This window comes from Frigoribacterium sp. ME-P-080 (assembly GCF_030209595.1).
Taxonomy (GTDB): domain Bacteria; phylum Actinomycetota; class Actinomycetes; order Actinomycetales; family Microbacteriaceae; genus Frigoribacterium.
Map to the genome: position 1 here is coordinate 105717 of NZ_JARVRR010000010.1, position 16017 is coordinate 121733.

Genomic DNA, 16017 nt, shown 5'->3' on the forward strand with positions numbered 1-16017 from the left:
GCGACGTCAGGCGGCGGTGCCCACCAGGGGCAGCTCGCCCCAGGGCTCGCCCTCCGGCCAGGCGATCGACTCGACCGCGGCCCGGGCCATCTCGAGCGTGACGTCCCAGCGGCCGCAGATCGACGCCCACGGCGGCGGGAACTCCGACGCGTCGTCGAGCAGCGCCAGGGCGAGTCGCCCGAGCCCCGCGCGGGCCGCCGCGCTCGCCGCGTCCGGCAGGGAGTCGGTCAGCCCGTGGACGACCCTCACCCGGTGGGCGAAGTCCATCTGCTCGATGTCGTCGAACGCCCCCCAGGCGCTCTCGATCTCTCGTCGCAGCCTCGTGATCTCGACCGCGTCGAAACCGTGACGGTCGGCGCGTCCGGGTACCGCTCGTGCCATGTCAGCCCCCCTCAGAGCATGGCCACGGATCGGGTACCCACGGCCGGGCGTCGGCTTCGGTGCCGATGCAGGCGAACATACCATCCAGTACGGTCCGGGCTCCAGCACCCTCGATCACGAGTGGATCACGGCGGCGAGCGACCCCCTGGACCGGCTCGGGACGGCCTGCGCCGGCGACCCCTCGGGCCGACGCGCCCCGGCGTCCCCACCCGTCGTCGGTCGAGCTGTCCCCCGAAGGCTGAGCCGTCGCCCGGGCCCACGGTCTACCGTCCACGTCGCACCCACCGGTGCGACGACTCCGCACGAACCCACGACGAACGGGAGACATCATGTTCCAGGGATCCGACCAACTCCGCGACAACATGCAGAAGGTCCTCGTCGACCTCATCGAGCTGCACGTCCAGGGCAAGCAGGCGCACTGGAACCTGCTCGGCTCGAACTTCCGCGACCTCCACCTGCAGCTCGACGAGATCGTCGACGCGGCCCGCGAGTTCAGCGACGAGGTGGCCGAGCGCATGCGCGCCGTCTACCTGATCCCCGACGGCCGCACCTCGACCGTCACCCGCGGCACGAGCCTGCCCGAGTTCCCCGCGGGCCCCGTCGAGACCACCGCGGTGGTCGACCTCATCGTCGACCGCATGTACGCCGTCACCGGCACGATGCGCACGGTCCACGACGACGTCGACGACGAGGACCCCACGACGGCCGACGTGCTGCACAGCATCCTCGAGCGCCTCGAGCAGCTCGCCTGGATGACCGGCGCCGAGAACCGCCACCCTGAGAAGGACGCCCGCCAGGACGACACGCGTCAGCGTGACGAGGACGCCGCGGCCGAGGGCCTCGACCGCGTCGGCGCCGTCGCCAACTGACCCGACCACCTCACGAGGGCACCGTCCGGGAGCGCGCCACCCGCGCCTCCCGGGCGGTGCCCTCTCTCGTCGAGAGGACGACCCCATGACCGAATCGTTCGACCACGTCATCGTGGGCGGCGGCATGACCGCCGACGCCGCCGCGAAGGCCATCCACGACACCACCCCGGACGCGTCGGTGCTGATCGTCAGCGCCGACGTCGACGCGCCGTACACGCGCCCGGCGCTGTCGAAGAAGCTCTGGACCGACCCCGACTACACCGAGGCCGACAACGCTCTCGGCACCGTCGCCGACTCGGGTGCCGAGATCCGGCTGCGCACGCTCGTCGAGTCGATCGACCGCGAGGCCCGCACCGTGACCACCGACCGCGGCGACGTGATCGGCTACGGGGCCCTGCTGCTCGCCACCGGAGGCAGCCCCGTCGCCCTCGACCTGCCGGACGACGACCGCGTCGTGTACTTCCGGACCGCCGAGGACTACCGCCGACTCCGCTCGCTCTCGGGCGGCGGCCGGCACGTCGTCGTCGTGGGCGGCAGCTACATCGGCACCGAGCTCGCCGCGGCCCTCGTGCAGAACGACACCCGCGTGACGCTGGTCTTCCCCGACGACGTGCTCGGCGGATCGGTGTTCCCCGCGTCCCTCGCCTCGTCGTTCGAGAAGAGATTCGAGGAGGCGCGGGTCGAGCTGGCGCGCGGACGTCGCGTCGAGAGCGGCACGGCCGACGACGCCGGCGTCCACCTCCGGCTCGACGACGGCTCGACCCTCGACGCCGACGCGGTCGTCGTGGGGCTCGGCATCTCGGTCGACGACCAGCTCGCGGCCGACGCGGGTCTGGCCGTGGACGACGGCATCGTGGTCGACGAGCACCTGCGGACGAGCGACCCGAACGTGTTCGCCGCCGGCGACGTGGCCTCGTACCCGGACGCGATCCTCGGGCGCCGCCGCGTCGAGCACGTCGACAACGCGAAGTCGCAGGGCCCCGTCGTCGGTCGCAACATGACCGGCGCCGACGAGGTCTACGACCACACGCCGTACTACTACTCGAAGGTCTTCGACCTCTCGTACGAGGCCGTCGGCACGCTCGACGCGTCGCTCGAGACGATCGTCGACGACAAGGGCGAGGGCGAGGCCGTGGCGTACTACCTGGGCGACGACGGCGCGGTCGAGGGCGTGCTGCTCTGGAACGTCGAGGAGGCGCGTGACGCGGCCCGCACCGTCATCGCGGCGGGCGTCGTGCCGCGCGACGAGCTCGTGGGGCGCATCTGAGGACGCGCCGTCGGCACGACGACGCCCGCCCGATCGGCTGACCGGGCGGGCGTCGTCGCGTCGGAGGGTCGTCGCAGGGGCGACGGGCCGGGCGTCCCCGGGGGGCCCGCCCGCACGGGCGGCGGTCTCAGCCGAACAGGAACGGCGGGCGAGCCGCCCGGTCGAGGTCCAGCGCGAAGATGCCGCCGCTCAGCGGGAACTCCTCGAGCTGTTCGTCGCTCAGCCCCTCGCGGGCCGACAGCACGAACAACGTCCGCAGGTCGTCACCACCGAAGCCGATGCCGGTGACGTTCGGCACCGGGAGGGTGATCTCGTCGACGAGACCACCGTCGACGTCCAGGTGCACCACCTTGCCCTCGCCGTAGATGGCACCCCAGAACTCTCCCCGCTCGTCGCGGGCCAGGCCGTCGTGGGCGCCCTGGGACGAGAACGGGACGAGCTCGCCCAGGGTGCCGTCGGCATCCCACGAGGCTCGGTAGATCGTGTCGTCGCCGGTGTCGGTGAGGTAGATCTCGCTGCCGTCGTCGTTCCACTCGAACCCGTTGGTCGTGGCGAAGTCGTCGCGGAGCTGCGTGAGCGTGCCGTCCGGGGCCACGCGGTAGAGACCGGCCACGGGGCTGCCCTCGGGGTCGGTCGCACCGACGACGAAGGCGCCGAACGGGTCGCACTTGCCCTCGTTGAGGCGCAGGCGCTCGTCGGCGTGGTCGACGGTCGCGATCGTCCGCTGCTCGGTCCCGTCGTCCCGCATGACGACGACGGTGTCGTCGAGGGCCGCGATCAGGCCACCGCCGCGCCGACGCTGGAAGCTCGGCAGGGGCGGGTCGACGACGACGGTCGTGTCCCTCGTGCCGTCGGCCGACGTGCGGTGCAGGAGGCCGTTCGTGATGTCGGTCCAGACCAGCTCGTGGGCGTCGACGTCCCAGACGGGACTCTCGCCGAGCGTGGCCTTCGCGTCGAAGAACAAGCGGGGCTCGGACGTGGTTCCGGTCGGAAGAGGCATCCGACCGGTCTACCCGCCCGACATGTCCACCGGCTCCTTTTCTCGCCCCCAGGGGTACGGAGGCCGTTGTTGGCACACAGAACACTGCGAGGGACGGGCACGAGGAGGCGCGCTGGGCCACCGTAGGAGGCGTGACGGACACCCTCGAGACCACCGACGACATCCAGGCCGACCACTTCGGCGCGACGACGGCCGCCGCCGGCGAATGGCACCGCCCCGACCCCCGGGACGACGGCTACGTGCCGCTGCGCTCCTACGGGGCGATCGGCGACGGTCGGACCGTCGCCCTCATCGCCCGCGACGGCCAGATCGACTGGCTGCCGATGCCCGACATGGACAGCGACCCGGTGTTCTCCGGCATCGTCGACGCCGGCAAGGGCGGACGCATCGAGCTGCGTCCCGTCGACGACGACTTCGAGGTGCAGCGCGAGTACGTCGAGAACACGAACGTCCTCGTGACCCGCTTCCGCACCTCCACGGGCGTCGTCGAGATCACGGACGCCCTCGTCACGGGCATCGCCGGTCGGCTGCCCTGGGCCGAGCTCGCCCGCCGCATCGAGGGCGTGACGGGGTCGGTCGCCATGCGCTGGGCGGTGATCCCGGGCAACACGTTCGGCACGCACCCGATTCGCCGGGTCGACACGTTGCACGGGCCGGTCCTGCGCGCCGCCGACATCAACCTGGCGCTCGTCGGCTTCGAGCACGGCCGCCTCGACTCGGTCGAACCCGGCGACGGAGAGGCCCACGGCGGGCCGCACCGGTTCTGGGGCGAGTTCACCACCCACGAGGGGTCGCGCTCGTTGATCTGTCTCTGCGGCGTCGAGGACGAACCCCTGCACCTGCCCGACCCGCACGTGGTCGACCAGGGCATCGACCGCACGGTCCGCAACTGGCAGACCTGGTCGGACGAGTTCAACTGGGACGGCCCGTGGTCCGACGCCGTGCAGCGCAGCGCCCTCGCGCTCAAGCTGCTGATCTTCAGCCCCACCGGCGCGATCGCGGCAGCCGCCACGGCGGCCCTGCCCGAGAACTTCACCGGGGACAAGAACTGGGACTACCGCTTCGCCTGGGTACGCGACCTGGCCTACACGGTGAACGCGCTCGTCCGCTTCGGCCTGCGAGAAGAGACCCAGGCAGCCGTCTCGTGGTTGCTCTCGGCGCTCAAGGCCAACGGCCGCACGATGCACATCTTCCTCAACCTCGACGGCTCGGTGCCGGACGGCACCCACGAGACGGGGTCCGAGGGCTGGCGCGGCATCGGCCCGGTCTACAAGGGCAATCCGGCGGGCGAGCAGCTGCAGCTCGGCACCTACGCCGACATCCTGGCGATCATGAGCCAGTACGCGGCCGACGGCAACATCCTCGACGAGTCCACCGGCGACCTGCTCGCCGGTTTCGCCGACGACGCCTGCCGCCGCTGGCAGGAGAAGGACTCGGGCATGTGGGAGCTGCCGGACGAGCAGCACTACGTGAGCAGCAAGATGGGCTGCTGGCAGGCCATCGACGCCGCCCTGCACCTCACCGAGGTCGGCCAGATGCACCCCGACCCCGAGGACGTCGTCTTCTGGCGGAAGAACCGCGACCTGATCGAGGACTGGGTCGCCGAGCACGGCTGGAACGAGAAGATCGGCTCGTACGTCATGTACCCGGGCAGCGAGAAGCTCGACGCGTCGGTGCTGCTGCACGCCCCCAGCGGTTTCGACCGCGGCGAGCGCATGTCCCGCACCATCGACGCGATGCAGCGCGGGCTCTCGGCCGGCCCCCTGCTGTTCCGCTACAGCGAGGTCGATCAGGAGGAAGGCACGTTCGTGGCCTGTGCCTTCTGGCTCGCCAGCGCCCTGGCGTGCGTGGGCCGTCAGGAGGAAGCGGTCGAGCTGATGGACCAGCTCGTGCAGCAGCCGAACGACGTGGGCCTGCTGACCGAGATGATCAGCGCCGACGACGGGCAGTTCCTCGGCAACGTGCCGCAGGGCCTCAGCCACCTCGCCCTCGTCAACGCGGCGATCACCATCGACGAGATGAGCCGTGAGGGCACCACCGACGACATGGAGGGCCAGTGACGAACGACCACTCGACGCCGATGCCACCGGCGACCCCCGACGACCTCGCTCTCGTCGACGCGTGGTGGCGGGCCGCCAACTACCTGACCGTCGGGCAGATCTACCTGATGGACAACGCGCTGCTCACGCGGCCGATCGCGCGCGACGACATCAAACCGCGCCTCCTCGGCCACTGGGGCACGTCGCCCGCGCTGAGCTTCGTCTACGCGCACCTCAACCGCGTGATCCGGCGCGACGACCGCGACCTCTTGTACGTCTGCGGCCCGGGGCACGGCGGGCCGGCCATGGTCGCCAACACGTACCTCGAGGGCACCTACAGCGAGCTGTTCCCCGAGGTGACGCAAGACGCGGCGGGACTGCAGAAGCTCTTCACGCAGTTCTCGTTCCCGGGCGGCATCCCGTCGCACGCGGCACCCGAGACCCCGGGGTCGATCAACGAGGGCGGTGAACTCGGGTACTCGTTGAGCCACGCCTACGGTGCGGTGCTCGACGACCCCGACCTGGTGGCCGTCTGCGTCATCGGCGACGGCGAGGCCGAGACCGGGCCATTGGCGACGAGCTGGCACGCGAACAAGCTGCTCGACGCCCGACACGACGGGGCCGTGCTGCCGATCCTCAACCTCAACGGCTACAAGATCGCCAACCCGACGGTGCTCTCGCGCATCCCCGAGGGCGAACTGCTCGAGCTGATGCGGGGCTACGGATACGAGCCGCTCGTCGTCGCGGGCGGTTTCGACGGCGAGGACCCGATGCGGGTGCACGAGCGCATGGCCGCCGCCCTCGACCACGCCTTCCTCCGCATCGACGAGCTGCAGCGGGAGGCCCGCGACGGCGACGGCACCGCACGCCCGCGGTGGCCCATGATCGTGCTGCGGACCCCCAAGGGGTGGACGGGCCCGAAGGTCGTCGACGGCGAGCGCGTCGAGGGCACCTGGCGCGCACACCAGGTGCCGCTCAGCGGCGTGCGCGAGGACGACGGTAACCGGGCGCAGCTCGACGACTGGATGCGGTCGTACGGCGCCGACGAGCTCTTCGACGAGACGGGTCGGCCGGTGGCCTGGCTCGACGGACTCCGCCCGCGGGGAGCGAAGCGCATGAGCGCGATCCCGGCGTCCAACGGTGGTCTCGTGCGTCGTGACCTGCACCTCACGGACTACCGTGCGCACGCGGTCGAGACCTCCGACGATCGCCGCACCCAGGCCGAGGCCACACGCGTCCTCGGCCGGTGGCTCGCCGAGATCGTGCGCGACAACCCGTCGACCTTCCGTCTCTTCGGGCCCGACGAGACGGTGTCCAACCGACTCGACCCGGTGTTCGACGTGACCGAGCGGGTGTGGGCGGCCGACATCTGGCCCGACGACGAGCACGTGGCCCGAAGCGGCCGCGTGATGGAGGTGCTGAGCGAACACCTGCTGCAGGGACTCATGGAGGGCTACCTGCTGACCGGGCGCCACGGGCTGCTCAACACCTACGAGGCCTTCGTGCACATCGTGGACTCGATGTTCAACCAGCATGCGAAGTGGCTCGAGAGTGCCGACGAGATCGACTGGCGCGCGCCGATCTCGTCGTTCACCTACCTGTTGTCGTCGCACGTCTGGCGGCAGGACCACAACGGCTTCTCGCACCAGGATCCCGGGTTCCTCGACGTCGTCGTCAACAAGCAGGCGCACCTCGTGCGCATCTACCTGGCCCCCGACGCCAACACGCTGCTCGCCGTCGCCGACCACGCGTTCCGCACGACCGACACGGTCAACGTGATCGTCGCCGGCAAACAGGAATCCCCCGCCTGGCTGTCGCTGCCCGAGGCCGAGGAGCACGTCCGACGCGGCGTCGGCATCTGGGAGTGGGCAGGCACCGAGGGGACTCCCGTCGACGGGGTCGACCCCGACGTGGTGCTGGCCTGCGCGGGCGACGTGCCGACCCTCGAGACCGTGGCGGCCGCCGACCTGCTCCGTCAGGTGCTGCCGTCCCTGACCACGCGCGTCGTCAACGTGGTCGACCTGATGCGGCTGCAGGACGCGAGGGAGCACTCGCACGGCCTCACGGACGACGACTTCGACGCACTCTTCACGACCTCGAAGCCGATCGTCTTCGACTTCCACGGCTACCCGTCGCTCGTCCACCGGCTCACCTACCGCCGCACGAACCACGCGAACCTGCACGTGCGCGGCTTCCAGGAGAAGGGCACCACCACGACGCCGTTCGACATGGCCATGCTCAACGACATCGACCGCTACCGGTTGGTGCTCGACGTGCTCCACCGCGTACCGGGCCTGGCCGACGAGCACCCCGAGCTGGTGGCGGACGTCGAGTCGCGGCGCGAGGCGGCCCGGGCGTACGCCTACGAGCACGGCGAGGACCACCCCGACGTCACCGGCTGGCAGTTCGGCGCCTAGGGGTGCGACAAGCCGCCGCGCCGGGCGTACGGTCGGGCGCATGACGCCGAAGGACGAGACTCCCCCGCAGCTGAAGAACCCCGACATGTACGAGGCACTCCGCGACGAGGGGGCGTCGAAGGAGAAGGCCGCGCGCATCTCGAACGCCGCCGCCCAGAAGGGCAACAGCGAGAAGAAGGTGGCCGCCAAGGGCGGGAAGTCCGGGTCGTACGACGACTGGACGGTGGAGGAACTCAAGGCACGCGCGAAGGAACTCGGCGTGACCGGCTACTCCGACCTGAAGAAGGCCGACCTGATCGAGGCGCTCCGCGAACACTGACCGTCGCGGTCAGCCGGCCTTCTTCTTCGGGGCCGCCTTCTTGCCGGAGGCGGACGAGGCGGGCTTCTTCCTCGCCGCGGAACCCGACCCTCCGGACGTCGACCGCGAGGACTCCTTCTTCGAGGGCTCCTTCTTCGCAGGCGACTTCTTCGCGGCGGGTTTCGTCGCCGACGTCGACGCGGCCTTCTTGGTCGGCTTCGGATGTCCGCCCGACCGGTTCTTCTCGACCGACCGACGCAGCGCCTCCATCAGGTCGATGACCTCGCCGCCCTCGTCGTCGTCCTCCGGCTTCTCGCCGAAGGTGGCGTCCGTGTCGAGCGACTCGCCTTCCTCCAGCTTCGCGTCGATCAGCTGTCGCAACTGCTCCTGGTAGTCGTCGCTGAAGTCCGCGGGCTCGAAGTCGTCGCTCAACGAGTCCACGAGCGACGACGACATGTCGAGTTCCTTGTCGCTGACGCGCGTCTGCTTCTCGAGCGCCGGGAACCGTGCCTCGCGCACCTCGTCGTCCCAGAGCAGGGTCTGCAGCATCAGCACGTCGCCGCGGACGCGCAGGGCGGCGAGCCGGGTCTTCTGCCGCAGCGAGAAGTGGACGATGGCCGTGCGGTCGGTCTCCTCGAGGGTCCGGCGCAGCAGCACGTAGGCCTTGGGCGAGGTGCCGTCCGGCTCGAGGAAGTAACTGCGGTCGAGCATGATCGGGTCGACCTGGTCGCTCGGGACGAACTCGAGCACGTCGATCTCGCGCGAGCGCTCCTCGGGCAGCGACTTCAGGTCGTCACCCGTGATCACCACGGTGCGGTCGCCGTCGTCGTACGCCTTGTCGATGTGCTCGTAGTCGACGACCTTGCCGCAGATCTCGCACTTCCGCTGGTACCGGATGCGGCCACCGTCGGCGTCGTGCACCTGGTGCAGGGACACGTCGTGGTCCTCGGTGGCGCTGTACAACTTGACGGGGACGTTGACGAGCCCGAACGTGATCGCGCCCTTCCAGATCGATCGCATGACGCTCATCTTTCTCCGCGTGCGCTCCGAATGACCACCGGTGGGGTACAGACCCCCGAGCGGCCGAGGCGCGGCGAGGGCACCGTGGACGTCATGAGCCAATACGACAAGAAGAACCCGGTCGACCTCTACCCCGCGCCGCCGTTCCCGAAGCAGGAGCAGTCGCTGCCGGGCGAGGCCTGGAAGATGGACCCCAAGCCCGACCACGGCGAGACCAGCTACGTCGGCAAGGAGCGCCTCACCGGCTTCCGCGGCGTCGTCACCGGCGCGGACTCGGGCATCGGTCGCGCCGCCGCGATCGCGCTCAGCCGCGAGGGCGCCGACCTCGTGCTCAGCTACCTTCCCAGCGAGCAGAAGGACGCCGAGGAGGTGCGCGACCTGCTCGAGGGCGAGGGGCGCAAGGCCGTCCTCGTCCCCGGCGACATCTCGGACGAGCAGTACTGCGAGGACCTCGTGCAGAAGGCCGTCGACGAGTTCGGCGGGCTCGACACCCTCGTCATGGTGGCCGGCCGGATGAAGAGCAACGACGACATCCTCACGCTCACCACGGAGGACATCGACTCGACCATCAAGACCAACGTCTACTCGCTGTTCTGGCTGACCCAGGCCGCCATCCCGCACCTCGAGCCCGGTTCGTCGATCGTGACGACCGGCTCGGTGCAGGGCACGCAGCCGAGCCCGGACAAGATCGACTACGCGCTCACCAAGGGTGCGATCGGCGTCTTCACCTCAGGGCTCGCGCAGCAGCTCGCGCCCAAGGGCATCCGCGTCAACCAGGTCTCCCCCGGCCCGGTCTGGACGCCCCTGCAGCCCGGCTCCGACGACGCCGAGACGGTGTCGGAGTTCGGCGGCCAGGCGCCGTTCGGTCGCCCCGGCCAGCCCGCCGAGCTCGCCGCCGCGTACGTGCACCTGGTGAGCCCGGAGTCGAGCTACACCTCGGGCGCGACCATCACGATCGCCGGAGCGATGCCCGCGGTCTGATCCGCGCCTCCTCGGCTCCGTCGTCCCGACGACGCCACGGCCCGTCGTCCCGCCCCGCGGGGAGGCGGGCCGTGGTCGATCCGGCGGGTCCCCGTCGTCGGCGGCGGGTCGGCGCCGACCCGCCGCCGACGACACGGACCCACGCCCGGGTAGAACGAGGAACACACGAGACAGGGAGGCGCGCGATGGCGGGCAAGGGACGCGGCGAGACGGTCGAGGTCGGCGGGCACCGGTTGCAGCTGACGAACCTCGACAAGGTGCTCTACCCAGATGCCGGCACCACCAAGGCCGACGTCCTGGGCTACTACGCCGCCGTCGCGGAGTGGATGCTGCCGCACGTCGAGGGGCGGCCGGCCACCCGCAAGCGCTGGGTGAACGGCGTCGACGGCGAGGTGTTCTTCGAGAAGAACCTGCCCGACTCCGCGCCCGACTGGGTCGCCCGGCACACCCTCGAGCACAAGGACCACGCCAACGTCTACCCGATGGTGAACGACGTCGCGACGCTCACCTGGCTGGCGCAGGTCGCCGCGCTCGAGGTGCACGTGCCGCAATGGCGGTTCGGCCCGAAGGGGGCGCAGCGCAACCCCGACCGACTGGTGCTGGACCTCGACCCGGGTGAAGGCGTCGGCCTCGCCGAGTGCGTCGCCGTGGCGCAGCTGCTCAAGCCGATCGTCGAGGGCATGGGCCTCGAGCTGATGCCCGTGACGAGCGGCAGCAAGGGCGTGCACCTGTACGCCCGGCTCGACGGGAGGCAGACCAGTGCCCAGGTCGGCGAGGTCGCCCACGAACTGGCCCGTGCGATGGAGGCCGACCACCCCGACCTCGTGCTCAGCACCATGGGCAAGGCCGACCGCCGGGGCAAGGTGCTGCTCGACTGGTCGCAGAACAACGGCAACAAGACGACGGTCGCCCCGTACTCGCTGCGGGGTCGGTCCCGGCCGACCGTGGCGATGCCTCGCACCTGGCGCGAACTCGCGTCGAAGACCCTGGCGCAGCTCGAGTACACCGACGTGCTCTCGCGCCTGAAGCGGCGCGGCGACCCCCTGGCCGACGTCTCGGCGCACGTGCCGGTGCCCTCGGGCGAGCTGGGCGAGGACTTCCGCAACACCGAGGCCCCCGACCACGACCCCTCCGAGAAGGTGCGCGACCGCCTCGAGGTCTACCGCTCGAAGCGCGACGCGTCGAAGACCGCCGAGCCCGTGCCCGCCGAGGCCCCTGCCTCGACCGACGGCACGAGCTTCGTCATCCAGGAGCACCACGCCAGCTCGCTGCACTGGGACTTCCGCCTCGAGCACGACGGCGTGCTGGTCAGCTGGGCGTTGCCGAAGGGCGAGCCCGACGACCCGGGCACGAACCACCTCGCCGTCCAGACCGAGGACCACCCGCTCGAGTACGGCACCTTCGAGGGCACGATCGCCAAGGGCGAGTACGGCGCCGGCGAGGTGACCATCTGGGACTCCGGCGAGTACGAGCTCGAGAAGTGGCGGGAGGGCAAGGAGGTGATCGTCGTGCTGCACGGCGAGCAGCGCGGCACCCGACGCGTCGCGCTGATCCACACCGGCCACGGCGGTGGGCGGGCGGAATCGAACTGGCTCATCCACCGCATGAAGGACGACGCGGGCGACGTCGGCTCGCACGACGGCGCTTCCGTCGGCAATTCAGGAGGACGACCGCATCGAGCCCGGAAGACGACCGAAGACGCGCGTTCTCCGGAGTTGCCGCCGTCCGCGCGGGCGAATCGGCGAGGCGACGCCGGTAACTCCTCACGCACGGCGCACGCGACCGGCGGCTCCCCCGGAGGGTCGGGCCGCGCCTCCTCGGCTCGCGACGGGAAGCAGGAGTTCGCGGCACCCGACCCGGTCGCGCCGATGCTGGCGACGACGGGCGACGCGCACGACGTCTCCGAGGGCGGCTGGGCGTTCGAGATGAAGTGGGACGGCATCCGCGCCGTGGCGGTCGTCCACGACGGCGCGGTCACGCTGACCAGCCGCAACGGCAACGACCTGACCCCGGCCTACCCCGAGCTGCAGGTGCTGGCGGAGCGGGTCGACGGCGAAGGAGGCGCGGTGCTCGACGGCGAGATCGTGGCCGTCGACGAGAAGGGTTGCCCCGACTTCGGCCTGCTCCAGACGCGCATGGGGTTGACGCGTTCGCGCGACGTGGCGCGAGCCGCCGCGGGCGCGCCGGTGAAGCTGCTGCTGTTCGACGTCATGCGGGCCGAGGGGCGCTCGCTCGTGAAGGACGAGTACGACGACCGGCGTGAGGTGCTCGAGCGGATCGTCGAGAGCGGCGGGGCCGTCGACGTGCCCCCGGCGTTCGACGGGGACCTGGAGGCGGCGGTCGCCACCTCGAAGCGCCTGCGACTCGAGGGCGTGGTCGCCAAGCGGCGCGACGCGACCTACAGCGCCGGTCGACGGTCCCGCGCCTGGATCAAGATGAAGCACCACCAGACGCAGGAGGTCGTGATCGCGGGCTGGCGCCCCGGTGCCGGCCGGAGGGCCGACGGCGTCGGCTCACTCCTGATGGGCGTCCCGGGCGAGGACGGGCTGCACTACGTCGGCCGGGTCGGCACGGGGTTCACCGACCGCGAGCTCGACGAACTGTTGCCGGCGTTGCGCGCGGCCGAGCGGAAGACCAGCCCCTTGGTGGGTGTGCCCGCCGTGGACGCCCGCGGCGCCCACTGGGTCACCCCGTCGCGGGTGGGCGAGGTGTCGATCGCCGAGTGGACCTCGACCGGGCGGCTGCGGCAGCCGAGCTGGCGCGGGTGGCGGCCCGACAAGTCGCCGGACGACGTCGTCCGCGAGGGCTGAGGCCGGGCCGTCGGACGACGGGGCATCGATCGGCGCCCGTCGGGTGTTGAGTGCAGCATGAGCACACCTCCCCCCGCCCCGAGCGACGCCGCGACCCTGCGCGGCAGGCGGGTCGTCCTCGTGGTCGCCGTGCTGGCCTCGTTCGTGGCGTTCCTCGACGGCTCGATCGTCACCGTGGCGCTACCCGCGATCGCCCGCGAACTCGGCACCGGCACGGGAGGCGGCGCGACGGCCGACGACGGCGCGGGCCTCGCCCTGCAGCAGTGGGTCGTCGACGCCTACCTGCTGACGCTCGGATCGCTCATGCTCGTGGCCGGCTCGCTCAGCGACACGTTCGGCCGGGTGCGGGTGCTGCGCGCGGGCCTGATCGGCTTCGCCGTGACGAGCGTGCTCGCCGCCCTCGCCCCCGACCCGGGCCTGCTGATCGCCGCCCGGGCCCTGCAGGGCGTGACCGCGGCCCTCCTCGTGCCGAGCAGCCTCGCCCTCATCACCTCGACCTTCAGCGGCCCGGCACAGGGCAAGGCCATCGGCAGCTGGACGGCCTGGACCGGCGTCGCGTTCCTGATCGGTCCGCTGACCGGGGGCGCGCTCGTCGACACGCTCGGCTGGCGCTGGGTGTTCGCCGTCGTCGTCGTGCCGGTCGTCCTCACCCTCGTGTTGATGACCCGGTTGCCCGGCGACGCCCACCGGGGGCGCGACGGTGCTCCCCCGCGGGTCGACGTCGTGGGCGCCGTGCTGGCCGCGGTGGGCCTCGCCGGACCGGTCTTCGCGCTCATCGAGGGGCAGCGCGTCGGGTTCGGCACCTGGTTCGTCGTCACGCCGCTCGTGGTCGGCCTCGCCGCGCTCGCCGCCTTCGTCTGGTGGGAGCGCCGCTCACCCGCTCCGATGATGCCGCTGACGCTGTTCCGGACCCGCACCTTCACCGTCGGCAACCTGGCCACCGTCGGCATCTACGCGGCCCTCAGCCTCGGCACCCTGACCATCCCCCTGGTGGTGCAGGAGCTGGCGGGTCTGACGGCGACCCTGGCCGGGCTCGTCACCCTGCCGACGACGATCGTGTCGCTGCTGTTCTCGACCCTGTTCGGCACGCTCGCCGCCACCCACGGCCCGCGCCCGTTCATGACGGTGGGGCCGCTCATCACGGCGAGCGGGTTCCTCTGGATGCTGCTGGTCGCCGATCCGATCGACGTCTGGTGGCAGGTCGTGCCCGGCGTGGTCCTGTTCGGCTTCGGCCTGTCGGTGACCGTGGCTCCGCTCACCTCGACGGTGCTGTCGCAGATCCCGGCCGGCCAGTCGGGCATCGCCTCCGCCGTCAACAACGCCATCTCGCGCGTCGCCGGGCTCGTCGCGGTCGCGTTCCTCGGGGTCATCGCCGGAGGCGCGCTCACGGTCGGCGGGTTCCATCGCGTCGTGATCGTGGTCGCCGTGCTGCTCGGGGTGAGCGCCCTGGTGTCGTTCGTCGGTCTGCGCGACCGCACCCGCGCCTCCTGAGGGCGCCGGCGCGAGGAGACCAGCCGGACGCGACCAGCCGCGCGCGACCAGCAGGAGGCGCGGCGTCATGGCCCGAAGCGGCGCCAGGACGCGTCCTGCTGGGCCAGGCGGCGCAGCGCCAGCAGGAGCGGCTCGACCAACACGGTGCCGAGCACGACGTACTGCACCGCGGCGTCCACCGAATCGACCGGGATGCCCGCGATCTCGGCCTCGGCGACCTCGGCCATCGACCGCGCGTAGCCGTCGAGCGTCCCGTCGGGCAGCTCGAACCCCGCGGCCTCGAGTCCGTCGACCGCGACCTCGAGGGCGGCGAGCACGTCGGCCGACCCCGGATCGATCGTCCACCCCCACCCGGCCACGAGCGCTTCGGCCCGCGAGAGGTCGACGCCCTCGGGGGCCGTCGTCGTGACGGCCGACTGGGCGACGCCGAGCACCTCGGCGACCGTCTCGTGCTCACCGTCGAGCTGCCCGAGGACGGCGCGCGCGCCGGCGACGCTGAGCCCGCCCGCGCCGAGCAACGCCCGGACGAGCCGCAGCCGGCGCACGTGGTCGTCGCCGTACCGGGCCTGCGTGGCGCTGGTGCGCTCGCCCTCGGGCAGCAGCCCCTCGCGCAGGTAGTACTTGATCGTGGCGACCGGCACCCCGGTCGTCTCGGCGAGCTGGGAGATGCGCACGGACTGCCCCTTGACATTGGATAGCGCGACTCTCCAATATTGGAGAGCGCCACTATCCATCTAAGGAGACATCATGTCGAGAGTCAACCCGGGCCGCACCACGCACGAGCACGACGGCGAACTCGTCGTCTTCCTGATCGGCATGACCGTCAACCGCTGGTGGCGGCCCGACCAGTGGGGGCCGGTGTTCGCGGCGATGGGACCGATGCTCACCGAGTTGTTCAGCGATCCCGAGAGCGGGCTCGCGGGCATGAGGCTGACGCTCGGACGTGGCGGGCCGGTGCTCGTGCAGTACTGGACGTCGCTCGAGAAGCTCTACGCCTATGCCAGCTCGCCGCAGCAGGCGCACCGGCCGGCCTGGACGGCGTTCAACCGTCGGGCACGCAAGGCCCCGGGGGCCGTCGGCATCTGGCACGAGACCTTCGTGGTCGAGCGCGCCGAGAGCATGTACGTCGGCATGGCACCGTCGGGGCTGGCCCGGGCGACCAGGTCGGTGCCGGTCGGTCCGCGCAGCGACACCGCGCGGGCCCGGGCCGCGAGCGGCCGGACCCCCGGCGCCGCGTCGGCCTGACGCCGCGTGCCGCCCCGCCGCGCCGCGTCCGTCACCGCACCGCGTGTCGTGCACCGCACCCGGTCGAGACGAGGTGCCGTGCACGGGACGCGGTGCGCTGTCGGCCGGTCGCGTCAAGCCCCCACGGGCCCCATTGCCCTCGAGTCGCCTGTGACCCTACGATGAGCCAGACGTGAGCCGCCCTCGTTCGGGGGTGGCT

Annotated in this window: 13 protein-coding genes; 9 read left to right on the forward strand and 4 right to left on the reverse strand. The window is 71.5% G+C overall.

Annotation, left to right across the window (positions count from 1 at the left end; genetic code table 11):
- Positions 1-6: 6 nt before the first annotated feature.
- Positions 7-381: a hypothetical protein gene (locus QRN23_RS14665; protein WP_056048233.1), complete on the reverse strand. Its 375-nt coding sequence runs from the start codon at positions 379-381 to the stop codon at positions 7-9.
- Positions 382-710: 329 nt separating this feature from the next.
- Here QRN23_RS14665 and QRN23_RS14670 point away from each other — a divergent pair, with 329 nt between their 5' ends.
- Positions 711-1250 (forward strand): Dps family protein, encoded by a 540-nt coding sequence (locus QRN23_RS14670; RefSeq protein WP_082460542.1) that lies wholly within the window; start codon positions 711-713, stop codon positions 1248-1250.
- A gap of 85 nt (positions 1251-1335) precedes the next feature.
- Positions 1336-2517 (forward strand): NAD(P)/FAD-dependent oxidoreductase, encoded by a 1182-nt coding sequence (locus QRN23_RS14675; protein ID WP_123571819.1) that lies wholly within the window; start codon positions 1336-1338, stop codon positions 2515-2517.
- Positions 2518-2644: 127 nt separating this feature from the next.
- Here QRN23_RS14675 and QRN23_RS14680 read toward each other — a convergent pair whose 3' ends face one another.
- Positions 2645-3517, reverse strand: a complete 873-nt coding sequence (locus tag QRN23_RS14680; protein ID WP_159826868.1) for an SMP-30/gluconolactonase/LRE family protein — start codon at positions 3515-3517, stop codon at positions 2645-2647.
- Between the two features lie 239 nt (positions 3518-3756).
- Here QRN23_RS14680 and QRN23_RS14685 point away from each other — a divergent pair, with 239 nt between their 5' ends.
- Genes QRN23_RS14685 through QRN23_RS14695 form a run of 3 tightly spaced genes read left to right on the forward strand, consistent with a single transcriptional unit; the run spans position 3757 to position 8292 of the window.
- Positions 3757-5577, forward strand: coding sequence for a glycoside hydrolase family 15 protein (locus QRN23_RS14685; RefSeq protein WP_233568530.1), 1821 nt, complete (start codon positions 3757-3759; stop codon positions 5575-5577).
- 20 nt (positions 5578-5597) lie between these two features.
- Entirely contained in the window at positions 5598-7973 is a 2376-nt protein-coding gene (locus tag QRN23_RS14690) for a phosphoketolase family protein (RefSeq protein ID WP_285063996.1), read from the forward strand.
- 40 nt (positions 7974-8013) lie between these two features.
- Positions 8014-8292, forward strand: a complete 279-nt coding sequence (locus QRN23_RS14695; protein ID WP_056048240.1) for a DUF7218 family protein — start codon at positions 8014-8016, stop codon at positions 8290-8292.
- Between the two features lie 9 nt (positions 8293-8301).
- Here the strand turns inward: QRN23_RS14695 and ku are convergent, their stop codons facing one another.
- Entirely contained in the window at positions 8302-9291 is a 990-nt protein-coding gene (ku, locus tag QRN23_RS14700) for a non-homologous end joining protein Ku (RefSeq protein WP_192122652.1), read from the reverse strand.
- Between the two features lie 93 nt (positions 9292-9384).
- On the opposite strand from ku, the gene QRN23_RS14705 reads away from it, so the two are divergent.
- From QRN23_RS14705 to QRN23_RS14715, 3 genes are all read left to right on the forward strand, one after another.
- Positions 9385-10272, forward strand: a complete 888-nt coding sequence (locus tag QRN23_RS14705) for an SDR family oxidoreductase (RefSeq protein WP_285063942.1) — start codon at positions 9385-9387, stop codon at positions 10270-10272.
- Positions 10273-10457: 185 nt separating this feature from the next.
- Positions 10458-13082 carry an ATP-dependent DNA ligase gene (locus tag QRN23_RS14710; protein WP_285063943.1) on the forward strand — a complete coding sequence of 875 codons (2625 nt, stop codon included), beginning with the start codon at positions 10458-10460 and terminating at the stop codon, positions 13080-13082.
- A gap of 57 nt (positions 13083-13139) precedes the next feature.
- Complete coding sequence (locus QRN23_RS14715; protein WP_173152434.1) at positions 13140-14573, forward strand: MFS transporter; 1434 nt, start codon at positions 13140-13142, stop codon at positions 14571-14573.
- Positions 14574-14638: 65 nt separating this feature from the next.
- On the opposite strand, the gene QRN23_RS14720 is transcribed toward QRN23_RS14715, so the two are convergent.
- Positions 14639-15247, reverse strand: a complete 609-nt coding sequence (locus QRN23_RS14720) for a MerR family transcriptional regulator (RefSeq protein ID WP_173152436.1) — start codon at positions 15245-15247, stop codon at positions 14639-14641.
- A 73-nt stretch (positions 15248-15320) separates the two neighbouring features.
- Here QRN23_RS14720 and QRN23_RS14725 point away from each other — a divergent pair, with 73 nt between their 5' ends.
- On the forward strand, positions 15321-15818 hold the full coding sequence (locus QRN23_RS14725) for a DUF4188 domain-containing protein (RefSeq protein ID WP_285063945.1): 498 nt from the start codon (positions 15321-15323) through the stop codon (positions 15816-15818).
- Positions 15819-16017 lie beyond the last annotated feature (199 nt).